Source organism: Aeoliella straminimaris (genome assembly GCF_024054565.1).
GTDB classification, from domain to species: domain Bacteria; phylum Planctomycetota; class Planctomycetia; order Pirellulales; family Lacipirellulaceae; genus Aeoliella; species Aeoliella straminimaris.
In genome coordinates this window covers 17,715-33,726 of the sequence record NZ_JAMXLR010000090.1, presented here as the reverse complement: position 1 = coordinate 33,726, position 16,012 = coordinate 17,715, and the positions used below count along the sequence as shown (strand labels likewise).

The 16,012-nt window shown below is 62.6% G+C and carries 6 protein-coding genes; 3 read left to right on the top strand and 3 right to left on the bottom strand.

All coding sequences use genetic code 11. From position 1 onward, the window contains the following. Positions 1-33: 33 nt before the first annotated feature. The gene (locus NG895_RS25110; protein WP_252855304.1) at positions 34-6,507 is read left to right on the top strand and encodes a hypothetical protein; all 6,474 of its coding nucleotides are present in this window, start codon (positions 34-36) and stop codon (positions 6,505-6,507) included. 109 nt (positions 6,508-6,616) lie between these two features. Here NG895_RS25110 and glgC read toward each other — a convergent pair whose 3' ends face one another. Continuing rightward, entirely contained in the window at positions 6,617-7,837 is a 1,221-nt protein-coding gene (gene glgC / locus NG895_RS25105; protein WP_252855303.1) for a glucose-1-phosphate adenylyltransferase, read from the bottom strand. Positions 7,838-8,287: 450 nt separating this feature from the next. Here glgC and NG895_RS25100 point away from each other — a divergent pair, with 450 nt between their 5' ends. Then, a complete protein-coding gene (locus NG895_RS25100; protein ID WP_252855302.1) occupies positions 8,288-8,515 on the top strand; it encodes a hypothetical protein in 228 nt (75 codons plus the stop codon). 196 nt (positions 8,516-8,711) lie between these two features. Here the strand turns inward: NG895_RS25100 and NG895_RS25095 are convergent, their stop codons facing one another. Then, positions 8,712-10,118, bottom strand: a complete 1,407-nt coding sequence (locus tag NG895_RS25095) for a hypothetical protein (protein ID WP_252855301.1) — start codon at positions 10,116-10,118, stop codon at positions 8,712-8,714. 205 nt (positions 10,119-10,323) lie between these two features. Next, positions 10,324-14,325: a hypothetical protein gene (locus NG895_RS25090; protein WP_252855300.1), complete on the bottom strand. Its 4,002-nt coding sequence runs from the start codon at positions 14,323-14,325 to the stop codon at positions 10,324-10,326. 304 nt (positions 14,326-14,629) lie between these two features. Here NG895_RS25090 and NG895_RS25085 point away from each other — a divergent pair, with 304 nt between their 5' ends. Next, complete coding sequence (locus NG895_RS25085; RefSeq protein ID WP_252855299.1) at positions 14,630-15,955, top strand: outer membrane protein assembly factor BamB family protein; 1,326 nt, start codon at positions 14,630-14,632, stop codon at positions 15,953-15,955. Positions 15,956-16,012 lie beyond the last annotated feature (57 nt).

The window sequence follows — 16,012 nt, the reverse complement described above, 5'->3', positions numbered from 1 at the left end:
TGCCGCCAGCCTGGTAGCCGCCCGTGCCCAGCCTTGCCTGGCCGCGCCGTGTGGTGTTTGGTGTTGGCACTCGCGGTCATGGCGCCGTGGGCGGCGGCCGACGAACCGGCGAGTTCCTCCGTGCTGCTGCGGAATGTCTACGTGCCGGCCAACGACATGGCGGCTTGGCCCACCCAGGGAGAAGCCTACTTGCCGGTGGAAGCGGAGCGACTCGAACAATTGCTCTCCTCCGCCAACGCCGATCAGACCAGCGGCGTACAAGTCTTGCAGACCGCACTGTACGCCGAACTGGACCAGCGCGACCGACTAATCGGACGTGGTGGGCTGGAGGTGCATAAGGTGTCCAACGACGACTCCTGGCTGCAACTGAAAGAAACGCGGGTGGGATTCACCCAACCCCGGTGGCGTCGCCAGCAGTCGTCCGCATTGTTTGGATACTGGGGACCCGACAAAGGAACGGCCGCCCTGGTTGAGGCGGACGACTGGCTCGATTTTTCCTGGCATGCCGCGCCCACCAGCACAACCACGGCGGCCAGCGAGTACCGCCTGGAACTACCCGCTTCGCTGGCGAGCAAGTTGTGGCTGGACTTGGCGGAGGGGCAAACGGTTGAAGCCATCGGAACCACCTCGCTGGTGATCCTCAGCAATCCCAGCAACGACGGCCCATCGCCGTTCGGCGAACCACTGCCGCCAGTGGTGGAAGGGAAATCGCGGTGGTTGTTGCAGGCCGGATTCGACGGGAAGTTTCGTTTTCGCATTCGCACCAATGGCCAGGTAAAGCCCAAGGCCCTTGATACGGCTGTGTATCACGAACATCTGGGGTATCGAGTTGGAGAAGGGGGCGTGGCGATCACGCAGCGGTTCGATATCGCTCCGCGGGGAGAGTTGCCCCGATTGCTTGCCATCCGCACCACGGCTGGCATCGTGGTCCGCAAGGCCACGTGGGACGACGAGCCTTTGAACATCGAGCGAACCGACAGCAACCTGCTCGAGGTGGTGTTACCAGCGTCGATGCTCAGCGAGAACGGACCTCATCGGCTGGTGGTCCAAGCGTGGAGTTCGTTGCCCTTGCAAACCGACAAGCCATTGCCGCAACTCGAACTTCCACAGTTCTATTGGTTGTCGGGCGGGCTGCAGGTGCAGCTCGATCCGTTGCTCAAGGTAGCCGACCTCGGGCTTCGCGATGTGGTGCAACGCTCGCCGGCTACCACGGGCCAGCCTGCAGTACTGGAGTTCGAAAAACTCCGCCTGCGCGGCACCGTCGATCTGGCGGTCGCCCGCCGTGAAGGGAGCAACGAACTGAGAATCGCCCGATGGTTGGAGCTGAGTTCCACCGGCGTCACAGCCAAGGTCGTCACCCACTGGAACTCGACCTCGCCCGAGCCGGTGCGTTTGCTCAGGGCCCAACTGCGTGATGGTTGGCAGCCCCGGTTGGTATCCGCCGTAGGCCCCTACGAGGTGGACGAATGGTACGTCGAACAACACCAGCAGCAACGCCGGTTGGTGGTGCGAGTGTCGATTGATCCCGCCAGGTTGACCAGCGAAAGCAGCATGCTGACACTGCAGGTCGACGCTCAGCGTTCGGTGCCGGCCAGTGATGCCTATGTGCCGCTGTCGACGTACGATGTGCTGTCATGGGAAGATGCCAAGGTGGCGGAGAGCTGGATGTCGCTTGCCGCCGAGGATGGCTATCAACTGCAATTCAACCCCACCGATCCGACGCCTGGCCAGTCGGCCCCCGCCGACCTGGTGCCCGATTCGACCTCGGGGCTCGTATTCGATCGTTCGGCGCTCCGCGACAACGTCCAAGTGTTTCTCGGTACCGCCGCGGCGAAGTTCGACACCCGGTTGGTGACCACCGTAAACGACCAACAAGACGGGTGGGAGATTTCGCACCGCATCCAGTGCACGCCGCTGCAGGGTTCCATTCAGCGGCTGCTCCTGGCCACTGCCGCGCCGAGTCAGGTTCCGTTGCGATGGAAGCTCCAAGGTGAGGAACAGTGGCGCACGGTCAAGGTGCGGCCCGATCTGGTCCCGCCCAGCGGTGTTGCCGAACCCGGCCGGATGGTCGAGCTCGAACTGCCCCGGCGGCAAGCGGCTCCGTTTGTGGTGCTGATCGAACCCTATCGAGTTACCAGCCCCACCTGTCGGCCGCAGCCCTTACGGGTGAGCGATGTCAGGAATGCCACGCAGTGGGTAAAAGTGCGTTCTTCTCAGGCCCGGGATCTGAGCGTGACGGCTCGTGGATGGAAGATGTCGAACCTGGAGCCCGACGATGGCGAGGTGCCGCTTCACTCTGCCTGGTGGTGCGAGCAGTCGTCGCCCGCCGAGAGCCTGGAGGTCAGCCGGCTTGGCGAGGCAGAGAATCTGCCTTTGGCAACCTTGCAGAGTGCCGTGCTCACCTCAACCTACGTTCCGCAGACCGCTTCGGCGCATCGGCTGGAGTTGGTTGTCGACAATCAGGCAGAAGATCAGTTGGACTGCATCCTTCCCGAGCTGGCTACCGGCATCCGCTGGCATGCTTTGGGTAGCGATGGTCGTCCACTACCGAGTACCGATGCATGGCAGCATGAGGTGGCCATCCCGTTGAGTGGCACCAGCGGGCGACAGACCTTGGTGATTGAATACACCATGCCGGGGCAGGCCCTGCGGCACGCGGCGCGGTACGCGGCACCTTGGCCACAGCTGAGCGTTCCCGCCACCGAGATGGTTTGGCAGGTCCGCACGCCGGACGCCTTCGAGGTGGTAGCCGCCAGTGATGCGGACGAGCCAATAGGCTGGAGAACGCGGGTGTTTGGCTGGTTGGCTCCGGGGTCGGGAGCAGCCGAAGTGGCGCGTACCCCGGTAGGGGGCGATCAAACATTGCACGAAACGACTCTGTTGTTGGTGCCCGGACAGCCGGCGAGCATCCAATTGCTGCATCACCCCACCACGCAGGCGCGGCAAGGATTGTGGCTGCTGTTTTGTGCTGCAGTGGGATACTGGCTGTGGAGGCAACCATCCTGGTTGGTGGGGCTCTGCGCCGTGGCTGTGATAGGCGCGCTGTTGCTGCCGCCAGCCAGTTGTGCCTGGGGGACCGCGGCCCTGGGCGGACTAATGCTGGCCGTGGCAGTGCGGACGCTCGAACAAGCGACGCACTCCGCCCGCGAGGCGTGGGTCAATGGCAGTACGCTGTCTCTACGATCGACAGCAACCCGCACGTTATTGGTGCTGGTTTTTCTGCTGGGCCAGAATGGTATTGCCGGTGCCCCGGGGCAGAACATCGAGAGCTGCCTGATCCCCGTCGATGGCCAGGGGCAGATTGCCGGCTCCGGGCGTTACATCTCGGCCCGCCTGCTATCGGAGTTGTTGCGTCGCGAACAACGGCAGGCCACGTCCGACGCCTGGGTGGTCTCCCGACCGCGCTACACCGGCTCGGTATCATCCTCCACCAGCGCCACCGCATCGACCGCGGCGGTAGGGCGTTGGCAGTGCGCCTTGGAACTGGACGTACTACAGGCACCGGCCACGGTCCGCTTACCCTTTCACCGCGCCGACGCTACCTGGGCCGAGGTCGTGTTGCTGGATGGCGTGAGTGTTCCGTTGGAGTGGGACGACACCGGCGAATGGCTGGAGTTTCAGGTTTCGCGGCCCGGGCACTATCGTGCGAAGATCGAGTTTCAGCCGATGATTCAAAGTGACGATACCACCTGGTCGGTGCAACTGGCGGTGCCCTCGCTGCCCGGTGCCGAACTGCGACTGGAAGCCGGGACGCTGGCCAACCGATTGCGAGTCAACGGCCAGCCAATGGGCCCGCCTAATGGTTCCTCCCAGACCTCCAGCCTGCCACTAGGATGCGAGACTCAGCTTAGCATTTCCTGGCCGCAAGAAGCGGCCGATCCGACCACGGAACTGGTACCGGTGGAGCGGTGGGCGTGGTTGGATGTGGCCAAAGACCGCGCGACACTCGACGTGATTTATCAGCTCGACGCTGCACAGGCGGACGAGCTGATGGGTGACTTGACGATGGATGGTCGCCCGGCCATGGTCGAGCCGCCTGCCACGGTGCCAGCCGGCCAGTGGCGGCTGATTGCTCCGCCGCAGCTGACCACAGCAGCGGACAGATCGAGGAAGCTTAGCGCACAGCTCGAACAACTGCGTCCGGATACCAACGGTCGGTTGCTGTTGCCCAATCTGCGTTGGGAGGGAACCACGCTGCAGGCCTCGCACGTGGCGATCGGCGAGTCGCCTGATCTGATGGTGACGCTGGCAGGTACCGTATCCGAAGGTAGCGAGCTGTTGACCGAGCTGGCACAGCACTGGCCCCGTCGCGATGAGCCCAGCCAGTTGCTGACCGTCGATCGCAACGCGGCCGCGTTGGTGGCGACGGTTGCCCCTGTGTCGTCGCCCCCCCGCATCGAGGAGACGCTCGATGTGTTGGCCACCAGCGATCGACTGCAATTCACCTATCGAGGGATCCTGGACTACGGCCGGCAGGAGACCTATTCGCAATGGCTGTCGTGCGCGCCGGAAATGGACCTGCAATCGATCGAACTGCGTGAGGACGGCGAAGTTCACGCAACAGATTTTGCTCGACCCGAGCGGAATCGATTGCTGATCATTTTTGCTGAACCGGTGACCGGTACCTGTGAACTGCGTGTGACCGGATCGGTGCCGCTAAAGCAGGACGCAGCGGTGGATACCTCCCTGGGGCAGGTGCCCAGGGTAAGTGCGGCCCTCGATGCGCCGGTTACCCAGCAAGTTCGTCTGTACGCTGCCGACGAGTGTACGGCCGAACTCGTCGAAGGCGAGGTCGAGCCTCAGTTGTCTACAACGATTCCCACCCCTCCGGCCAACTGGCATGCGTATGGGATTCGCAGCTTCATGACTTCCAGCGAGCGCACCATTCCATTGGAAGTACGGGTCGGCCCGAATCGAGTGCGTTTCGACGCCGACGTGTTGACCACTATGATTCGTCGCGACAACATCTGGATCGCCGAATTTGGCGTGCTGCTCACTGTGGCCGAAGGAAATCTGCCCGACATCGTGCTCGATTGGCCTGCCACGCTTGCGGACGATGCTAAGGTCGATGGCTCGGTGGAGGCCTTGATGGAACCGCCCAGTTCGACCGGCGGCGATCGGCGACTTCACCTGCGTTTCGACCCGGCCGCCATGCCGAACCAGCAATTGCGGGTCACGCTGCGTTCAACCGTTCGGATGCAGTCGTCCAACCATATGCAATATCCCATTATTCACGTCCGCGATGCCTCGAACACCAGTTGGTACTTCGGCGAACTTGCCGACGACGCGGGGCGTTGGAACTGGCAGGGGGCCAAGCCCGATGTGGCCCCGGCCAGTATCGAAGGGTTGCTGGCTGCGTGGCCTTCGGCCAAGCTTCTCAAAGCCACGCCCGGTGCCCAGCCTGTCGGCATCTGGACGGCCAAGGGAACCAACGATCAAGTGTATCAGTTACCGCTGGCCACCATTGCAGTGCAGCGTACCGACGGCGATCGGATCGTCATGAAAACGCAGTTCGTGGTGCCACCGTTGGACCTCGAGACCCTGGATGTCCATCTGCCCGTCGGGCAGCGGGCGACGCAAGTCACCATCGATGGGGTGGCGGCGCACGCGGCCGATGTGGATGCCAACCACCTCCGCATCGAACTGCCCGATGCCCATTTGCCGCACTTTGTGGAGGTAGCTACGCTTCAAACCGCCAATCCCGCCAGCACTTCGGTGGAGATTCCCCAGTTACTGGCAGGCGGACGCCGGTGCGAAGTGCAGCACGCCGTGTGGCGGGTGTCGGGCCTGGGCCGCGAAGTGAACCTCACGGCCCCTGGCGCCGAAGAACGTACGGCTGCCGAAACGGCGGCCTTGCGACTGACTCAACTGCTAAGCGCCTCGATTGGCAGTCCACCACCTGCCACACAGCCGATGCCCTCGCGGTGGGCCAAGCGGTGGATGGCCGAATTGGCGGCCGCCGAAAGCGACCTGCGACGATCGCTGGCAGCGCAATCAACCACCGATGCAGCGCTGGTCAATCCCGAAGCGGAAACCGACGAGTTCGATCTGCTGCTGGCTCGCGCCACGGCCGAGATCAAACGCACCAGCGCGGCTGCCCAGTTGCAGGTTGGCTCGATCTCCGCTGTCAGCGACATGCTGAAGGCAAGCGATCCTACCAGTCAGGTGTTTGTACAGTCAGGCGCCGAGACGCTTGTATGGTCCGAAGTTCGCGTTAACGCCGCCGATCGATTGACGCGCTGGGCCCTGGCGCTGAGCGCCGCTCTGCTGGCTGGCGCGTTCCTGGTGTCGCGGCAACGCGATTGGTCGCTGCCTGTGTCGGGGTACGAACTGTTGTTCCCCGCGGTGACCGTGCTTGGTTTCGCGTGGTGGCTTTGCCTCTGGCCACCGCAGTTGGGGCTGGTGATTGCTGTGGCGGCGCTCGTCGCGTGGGTCCGTTGGAGAACCCTCACCCGAACCCAGGCCACGGAAGAAGCTTCGACTATCACCCTCTCGGCGCAGGTCTAGGCCACTTTCATCAAGGGGGCGGACCGGTGGGCCCGCTTGTCCTCCGGTCGGCAATCAGGCAGCGGATCGGCCGACCACCAGCGGCCAGTGTTCCAGCACGCATCCCGCTCTACGTGGCGATGTTCTCACCGCGTGCCACGACAACCACACCGCTTTCGGTAACGGTGAACCCCCGCGCGCGATCGGCAGCGTGGTCGTAGCCAATCTCGATGCCTTCGGGAATGACCACGTCCTTGTCGACAATGGTGCGCCGCAGTTTCGCGTGGCGACCCACGCTCACTCGGCCGAAGATGATCGACTGATCGACTTCGGCGTAGCTGTTGATCCGCGATTGCGGGCCGATCACGCTCTGGGTGACGCAGCCGCCGGAGATAATCACGCCGCTAGAGACGATGCTGTCGTGGGCCTCGCCTCGTCGCTCTCCCGAATCGAATACGAACTTCGCCGGAGGCGTGCTCGGTTGGAATGTCCGCACCGGCCAGTCGAGGTCGTACAGATTCAGCGGCGGATCGACGCTGGTTAGTTCCAGGTTGGCGTTGAAGTACGAGTCGATGGTGCCGACGTCCCGCCAGTACGCTTGTTCCTTGCGGTTCTCGTCGAGGAACGGGAAAGCGAATACTCGGCGCGAGTCGATGTTCGCCGGAATAATGTTCTTGCCAAAGTCGTGACTGCTTTCGGGCAGCGTGGCGTCTTTGCACAGTTCGTCGAACAGGAAGTGGGCGTTGAACACGTAGATGCCCATCGACGCCAGCGCGTGGTTCGGGTCGCCAGGTACGTGCTTGGGTTTGGCCGGCTTCTCCTGGAAACCAATAATGCGGTTCTCGCGGTCCACCTGCATGACGCCAAACTGCGTGGCTTCTTCGAGCGAAACATTGAGCGCAGCAATTGTCACGTCGGCGTTGTTTTCCTCGTGACTGGCGACCAGCTTGCCATAGTCCATCTTGTAGATGTGGTCGCCGGCCAGGATCACCACATGCTTCGGGCGTTCCTGTTCCAGGGCATAGATGTTCTGATACACGGCATCGGCCGTGCCCTGGTACCATTTATCGTCGATGCGCTGCTGGGGCGGGATGACGTCGATAAACTCGCCGAGTTCCCGGCACAGATAGCTCCGCCATCCCAACGTGATGTGGCGGTCGAGGCTCATCGCCTTGTATTGCGTTAGCACCAGGATCTTGCGGATGTCGCTGTTCAAGCAGTTGGACAGCGTAAAGTCGATAATCCGGTAGTTGCCGCCAAAGGGGACTGCCGGTTTCGCACGATCGCGTGTGAGGGGCTCCAGTCTCGAGCCCTTGCCTCCGGCCAACACCACTGCCAATACGTCCTTCATCGCCAGCACCCTCCTTCCCTGAAGCCAAATTCTGGGTTGCCCACTTCGCCGATTCTACCGCCTCGGATGCCGGCACCCTAGTGCAGCCGGGTCGTGACCAAGGGCTTCGGTAGTGCGTTTACCCGCTGGGTATGGCAAAAATCTACCACCAGCTCCAATTTTCAGCAGTCACGCCTACTCGTCTTTACTCTTTTCATAGTCGTCACTTAGGGAAGTCGCCATGAAGAATCTCTCGCCGCATTTTCATCTTCGCGGAAAACTTGTGCGGTCTACATACAATCCAAACATAGGGGTGATACTTTTTTGATCGTCGGCCGCCCAGTAAGTCGCAGCCGACAAACAACTCACGGAACCACAGGCCGGCGTCGATTCCATTACGCCCACCGCCCGCCAATCGGCGTTCGGCCTTTTTTCTACTTCGATGTTCATCGGGAGACTCACGAGGCAGTGATGGTTCAAGCCCTGGATACTTTGGACTCGACCCGTATCGACTATTTGCCCACTCCTGCGGAAATCAGTGACGCGTGTGCGTCGATTCGCGAGAACTGGAGCATGAACGAACGCCGCCGCCGTTTCGTCGGCCCGGAACTGCCCGATGAAATCCCCGAGACGTGGTCGCCACCAACGATCGACACGTCCGGCTTCCGCCTGGCGATGAACCGCCTGTCGAGCGACTGAGCAACAACTTCGCCACTCACTCCCTAACGATCGCGGCTCCGGCTTACGGACCTGCACTGATCGACATATTCGCTTCGGAGCCGCGATCATTGGGGAGTGGGGTTTCGAAACCGGTTTGAAGCGATCGCAATCGTTTCCACGCCGTGACTACTCGCCGGTGTTGGGCAGCCATGCTCCCGCAGAGCCCCACGGGCGTTCATTGCCCTTCGATGGTTCTTCGCACCTCGTCGATCAATTGTGCCGACAAGGCGGTATTGGCCTCATCGTCTTCCGGCGGAGATTCGTCCGTCGACGCCAGGCGGATTGCTTCTTCGCGGGCTGCCTGCCGCGCGGCCTGGCTACGCTGCACGACTCGCTTTTGAGTCGACTCGGAAGCGGGCTCCTCGGTGTGGTAGGGGCCCCAGGTGGCGAGTATCTCGACATCGGGGTGCCGGTGGCGTGTGGCCTCGATCTCGGCCACCGTGGCCGATACGTCGTGCAGCGTGAGCCGACTGATCGTCGGCAAGCTGGCGACCGTCTCGATGTCGGACGCGAGCACATTCTCGCCGCCAAGCTGCAGGTGGCGAATACCGAGCACTTCGAGCAACTCCAGCCGATGTGCCTGCACCAGTGGCGTGTCGCCGGCTTGGAACTGCCTGGAGTCGACGTTGTCGAACTCGAAAGCGAACGTCTTCAGTCGATGCTCTGCGGCCAACTGTTCGACCAGCTCGAGCGGAACACTCTCGGGCAGCGTTACTGTTCGCAGGTACCGCAGTTTTCGTACCGCGTCGAACTCGCGCTGCCAGGAGTCGTAGTCTTGTACGGCTCGGCTGTCATGCCACTGCACACTGTCGTAGTGGTACAAGAAGGGCAGCAATTCCTGATTGCCTGCGAGCCGCGCCAGCCACTTCGGCCCGGCGTAGCGCTGCTCGGCGCCGCGAATCCAGGTTTCTTTCGTCATCGACTGGACGACGTTGCCTTCCTTTTCGCTTATTCGCAGGTGGTGATAGTACCAGGCCAGTGTGACAGAAAAGAGAGTGGAGACGATCAGCAGGTCGTGTACCCGAAAGCGAAACAGCCCGCCTCGCCAACGCACCCAGGCTTCGGCCAGCGCCGCGACGCCAATCACCACCAGCAGCGCTGCCAGGCAGTCGAGCAGCAGCACGTCGAAACGAAATCGGTAGAACTCGCTCTCCAGTGGCCAGCTGTCGCGACTGCTCCAGGCAACTTCCAGCGGCGTGCCGGTCGATGTGCCTGAGGGAGCTCCTTGAAACTCGAGCAAGGGCTTCGACCAGTCTCGACTCTGCTTGGGGCCAGCCGCGGTGAACGTGTCGAGAGAGCCCAGCGAGCGGAGCATGAAGGGCCAGGGCCAACCGTGATCGTAGATCCAAATCGTGGTGCGATGCGAGGTGGACAGCCGACGAGCATCGGCCTGGTACTTGGCCGCCGTGTCCCAGTGCAGCTGCTTACGCGATTCGGCATACCACGGCGACGTTTCATCCCGGTCGGACGCTACGCCCGGCACCACGATTACTACCATCGTTATGGTGACCATCAGCACCACGAGCCAGGTGCAGGGATGCAACCGACGGAGTCGGGCTATGGTGCCTCGTACGAGTCGCATACGGTAGATCCCTCCCGAGCATGGTGACTGGTGTTGCAGAGCATTGTCGTCGTTTTGCACTATCCATGCAACAACACGGCGGTTGCATCCGAAACGACTACGATCGGAGGTGCCTTTGTCTGCGTGAAATCACGGACTGCGTGCCGTCCGGCGGTGGAAACGATGGATGAGGCTGGCGCAAGCATAACCCGACACGACGGCCAAACTACTCGCCCAGTTGCTTGCGCAATTCTTCCCACTCCAGCGTTGTCTGCTCGATGCGAGCGAGCAGGCTGTCTTCGGGGGGATGGTGGCGGCGGATTCTGCGGATGGTGGTCACTTCGTCTTCGAGCGCGGCCACCCAATCGGGTACGTCGAGGCCTGCTCCGCACGGTTCGGTGATGAGGCTCGTGATCTCCGCTTCCAGGGCTTCGAACGAACCATCTTCTCGTTCGGCGTCGACCGCTTCGATGGCGGGGGCGGCCAGGGCTCGTAGTCGATCGACGGTGAGCGAGCGAATGAAGCGTTCGCCCAGTCGTTCAGCGATGGTGGGCAGGCGCATGCCGTATTCTTCGGACATCTGCGAGAACGCCTTCAGGTAATAGTCGGCCCGTTCGCTGGTGCGGGCGGCGATGGCCCGGCGCCACATATCGGCCGCGGCCTCGCGCCCCTGGCGGATGAGTTTTTCATGGGCCAGGAACACTGGCTTCATGTTCCACGCGCTGCGGTCGTAGTTGGCCCGCAGGCGGAGGAAGTCGATGAACATGTAGAACAGTTCGCCATGATCGCTCTGGGTTGTCGTGGCGTTGTAGTCGCGGTACTCGCGGAAGTTCTCCACCACCGCGTCGATGGCGATGGTAAGCATCTCCACCGCGTCATTGCGTTCGATGCGGCCGCCGAGTTCCTCCACCAGCGGTAGAGGTTCGTCGCCAGGTTCCATCTCCAGGTTCGAAAGCCATACGCCTACCCCTTGGTGCAGGATGGATCGCAAGTTGCCCAGGCTCAGGAATCGCTGCGTGAACAAGTCGCGGCCGTAGCGTTGGACGAACTCGACGAACTGCTTCCAATCGGTTTCGTTGGCCAACTTTTCCACCACGCTCAGTCGCACCGTGCGGCTGTGGCGGAGCCAGCGACCGAGTTGCGCTTCGGTCAGGTCCTGCAGGGCTTCGACCAGTAGTTGGTCGCTGCGGCGCAAGCCCGGTGCGCCACCACTGCCTGTGTTGTCCCAGGTGTCGGCCGAGGCCACTACGCACTCTACCAGGGCCTGGTAGCCCTGTTCGAATAGCGTGTCGTACTCGGTGATGGCGCCTTGGCCGACGGGATGCTCGATTTCCATCCGCTGGGCCACATCCAGCAGTTCGCAGGTCTCGCGGACCAGGCCCAGGCGGGGGAGCCATCCCAGTAGGTCGTGAATCAACCCGTGCAAGGCGCGGGCCTTGACGATGCGACCGGGATTGCCCCCCTTGCTGAGCGGCACGTACAGCAGTTCCTGGTCGACCAGGGAGCGGGCGAAGTCGTCCCAATGCTGGCGGACGCCGTCGGCATTGCCTTTGAGGACCGAGCGAAGGATCTCGATAGTACGCGTGATGGCCGAGGCGGGCGCGCCCTCGGTAACCTGCGCCACGCCGGCCGCCGCACGCAGCAATCGTCCGGCGTCGGACATTTCGACACAAGTCGTGATGATCTGTTCGATGAGCGTTTCGAGCACCATCCGCCGGCGGTCGTAATCCACCATCGATTCGTGCGAACTGGTGGGCGGCGGTACCCGGTGTTGGTGAACTTCTTCCAGCAACTGCACCAATTGACCGTACTTCACCAGGGCATCGCGCTGCCAGGCGTCGTACTGGTCGCGGCGCTCAGGCGATTCGGTGGCGTCCCAGCCTATGGCCGTATGCTTCCACAGCCGGGCGATGGTGGCCAGGAAGGCCAGTCGCTCGCGGAGCCGCTCGGCCTCGTCTTCCAGTTCGTAGTCGGTGTCTTCGCTGCCGGGATCATAGATGGCCGAGTCGAAACCGTCGTCGGTGCTGTCGCGATAGGTGACGTCCTCGTAGGCCGCGCGGAACAAGTTGTCCAGGCCTTCTTCTTCGTCGTCCATCTCCTGATCGTACGGCGATATTTCGTCGTACGCTTCGTCTTCGGAATCATAGGAGTCGTCGTCGAAGATCGAATCGTCGGGGCCATCGTAGCGGTGCGAAGGCTTGCCCAGTTCGAATTGCGGGACATGCCAGTATTCCTCGGCGCTGGCTTCCAGTTGACCGAAGAACCGCGCCACGAGCGACCATTGGTCGTCGCCCTCGGCCGAGGTTTGTTGCGACCTGGATTCGACCATCCGCATCCAGCGCAGCGCCAGTGGATGCAGCGCGGCGTCGCCCTCCTCGAGCGGCGTGTACTCCACCTGGCTGAGCCATTGCATCATCAGGGCCATCGAGGCAATCAGGTCGTCCTTGTCCAGCAGAGCCTCGATTACCAATTGAAACGCCTTGGAGGTATCGAACTGCTCGACGAACAGGCCCCAGAACTTCACGTCGCCGGCCGCCGCGCCGGCCTTGTGCCAGGCGTTCAGGGCACCGGCCACCAGGTTGGTGCTGATCTCGATTTCCCGGGCGTCGAGCGATTTGACACCGCCGACTTCGGTGGAACCGAACGAGTCCCACCAGTTGGCGAGTTGGGCAAGCTGCTTGCTGAAGCGGTCTTCCAGGTCGCGCTTATCGATGGCGGCCGCTTCGGCCCAGGCCCGCGAGCAGAGATCAAGCGTTTGCTCGACGATCTGAATCAAGTCGTCGACGCGGAAATCGCGAACCGAATCCTCGAGCGAGGGGAACAGGCTGAAGTTGGCCCCAAAACCCAGGATGCTCCAGGGATCGACCAGCGCGCCGCACTCGATGCCGCGATTGAGCAGGTCAGTGATTTCGTCCAGGTACGTGGCTACCTCGGCCAGTCGTCGGCGGTCGATGGCGTGGTGGCCCGCGGTCAGCCGGCAGTAGATCTGGCACAGCATCCGGGCCGAAGCAACGCGCACCGACTGGGCCTGCTTCATGGCCGCTTCGGTGTAGCCCATGCGAGCGTACACTTGCGCCAGGTGCACTCGCTGCAACTGAATCGCGCGGCGGCGGGCCAGTTCCTGGTTCAGGTGTTGCCGCGCACCGCCGAACGGTTGGCGGGTTCGCTTTGCTTCGGCACGCAAGCGTTCGCCACGGGGGCCTTCGCCGCGGGCCAGCAGTTGTTCGTAAAAGCGGTCGCGGTAATCGGCGATGTGCGGCAGCAGCGTGCCTAGCGTTACGTCCGAGCCATGGCAATTGGGGCTGTTGCCACTGGTGCCCGAGGCCATCAGGATGGTGCCGGCCAGCACGGCGGCCGCCTCGAACAGCAGGTCCTCTTCGTCGAGACCTTGCGGGTGATGGGGGTTAACTCGCGCCATCAGCGAGTCGAGCGCCAGCGGCTGCAGTACAAACCGGCGGTAGTACCCCTTGTTATCGATGCGGTTGGGATCCCACTGACCAAAGTGGTAATTGGGCCGCTTGTTCACCGGGTGATCGAAGTCGTACGCCCGCGGGTCGAGCGCCAGTTCCTCGACCATCTCCAACTGGAACCAGGCGTCGCTCAGCAGGTCGGCCGGGGTGTCGCGAAGGATTTCGAGCGTCTTGGTAATCACCGCCTCGTAGGGGCCTGCTTCGACGCCCGCCCCTTCGACGTACAGCGGAATGGGGCGGACCCATTCGTGGCGGTAGGGCTCGATCTTCTGCGACTCCAGCGCCGGCACCGGGCGGTAGCCGATGTAGTCGTCCATCTGGTCGCGGGCCGCGGCGACCACCCGTTCGGGCATGTCGTCCTCCAGCACTCGCGGCAGCACCACCTCGAACACCCGCGCCAGCAGCAGCGGCCGCCACAATTCGTCGTCCGTGCGGTGGCGGAGCAAATCGCGGTGGAATTGCCGGTATTCGGGCAGAAAATACTCGCCCACCAACTGCAACACGCGGCGGGTCTGGCCAATTTCGGCGAAAGCCCCGCCTTGCTGGTGAAGCTGTTCGGCCGTGGTGGTCATCAGCTGTAGAACGACCTCCACCACTGGCGTTTCTAATTCGCCTTGCTGGTGAACAAAGCGGTAAACGTCGTTCAAATTGGCCAGGAATCGCGGATCGTGCGCCCCGGACGAGAAGTTCAGGTAGCCCACCAGCTCCTTCAGCCGTGCCAGGCAGTGGGCGTCGGGCTGGATAGAAGCCTTGCTCATGCGGGCCGGGGAAGGGGAAAAATTGTCAGCGGGCGGCAGGAAATGGGGCGACAACGAAGGCAATTCATAGACGAACCAGCCCCGAACTGTAAGGTAAGCCATCACACCCCTTTGAATCTAGGCTCCGCTCGACCTGCGGTGGGTGGTTGGCGTGCTGGCAGCGGGGGGCGTAGTAGTGTTTTCCGCATCAAAAAAGGTGAATTCCCGGGGCAATCCGACTACAATGGAGAATTATCGGAACGGATATCTTCACGCCCCGCTGGTCCACACGCCGGGGCGTTCCTACTTACCCCGCTGGTTTCGTATGCGCAAGTCTCGACTCTTTCGTACCACGCTGTCCACGTTCGCGTTGCTCGGGGTGGCTGTCGCCAGCGTGCTGGCCAACCAGGCCGTGGCATCCTCTGGGTTGGTGTCTTCCATCGATGCGCAGCGATCGGGCCTCCAGCGAGCCTGGTTTTCGCAGGCGCAGCTCGATCGTTCGCGGCACCGTGTGGAGCATGCGGTGCTCGATGGCGATTCGCTGTTCGTGCTGACCACCGCGGGCGTGTTGCATTCGATGGATGCCGAAACCGGCCGCACCAACTGGATCGCGCGGATTGGTAATCCCGATTATCCCAGCCTGGGCCCGGCCGCCAACGACCAGTACGTGGCCCTGATCAATGGCAGCACCCTCACCGTGCTGAGACGCGATAACGGCGTCGAGCACCTGAGTCGCGAACTAGGAGGCGGTGCCGGCGGCGGACCGGCACTGACCAGCGAGCACGTCTACGCCCCGTTGTTTAGCGGCAAGGTCGAAGCCTACTCGCTGACCGACGATGAGGATTTGGTCTGGTACTATTCGTCTTCCGGGCGAGTGTTCCAGCCCGCCACGGCAACTCCCGAAAGCGTTACCTGGCCCACGCAGCGAGGGTTCCTGTACGTCGCCAATCCCGAGGCCAACGGTGTCCGCTATCGATTCGAGACCAATGGGTTGGTGAATTCCCATCCAACGTCGTTCGATGGTCGGTTGTTCTTCACCACCAGCAATGGCTACGCCTACGCCCTCGACGAGGCCACCGGTCAGCAATTGTGGCGGTACTCCACCGGCTCGTCCGTTTCGCAGTCGCCCATCGTGGTGAACGACAAGTTGTTTGTGGTCAGCGACGCACCGGCTTTGCATGCCGCTTCGCTGGCCACGGGCGAGCGGCAATGGCGCACCGGAGGCATCGATCGCATCGCCAGCGTCAGCGAGTCGCGCGTGTACGGGCTCAATCGCCAGAGCGATCTGGTCACCATGGACCTCGAGAGCGGAGTGCCGCTCGGTCGACTGCGGACCAGCGCCGCCACCACGGCGGTGGTCAACACCGCAAACGATCGTATCTACCTGATTAGCGATACCGGGTTGGTGCAGTGCCTGCACGAGGTCGGCGCCGACCAACCGTTTGTGCACCCAGGCGCAGCCCCAGCCGACGCCCCCGCCGATCAGGCCGATGCAGCGGCTCCGGCCGACGCCGACCAACCCGCCGAACCTGCCGAGCAGCCCGCCGCACAACCGGAGGTCGTAAACCCCTTCGGCGGAGGCCAGGATGCGGACGACAATCCCTTCGGCGGCGGCGCGACGGACGAGACGGAAAACCCGTTCGGTTTCTAACGCTTTGTCCCGCACGCGGTGCAGAATTTCGACCACCGCGCCGGGACAATGTAAGTG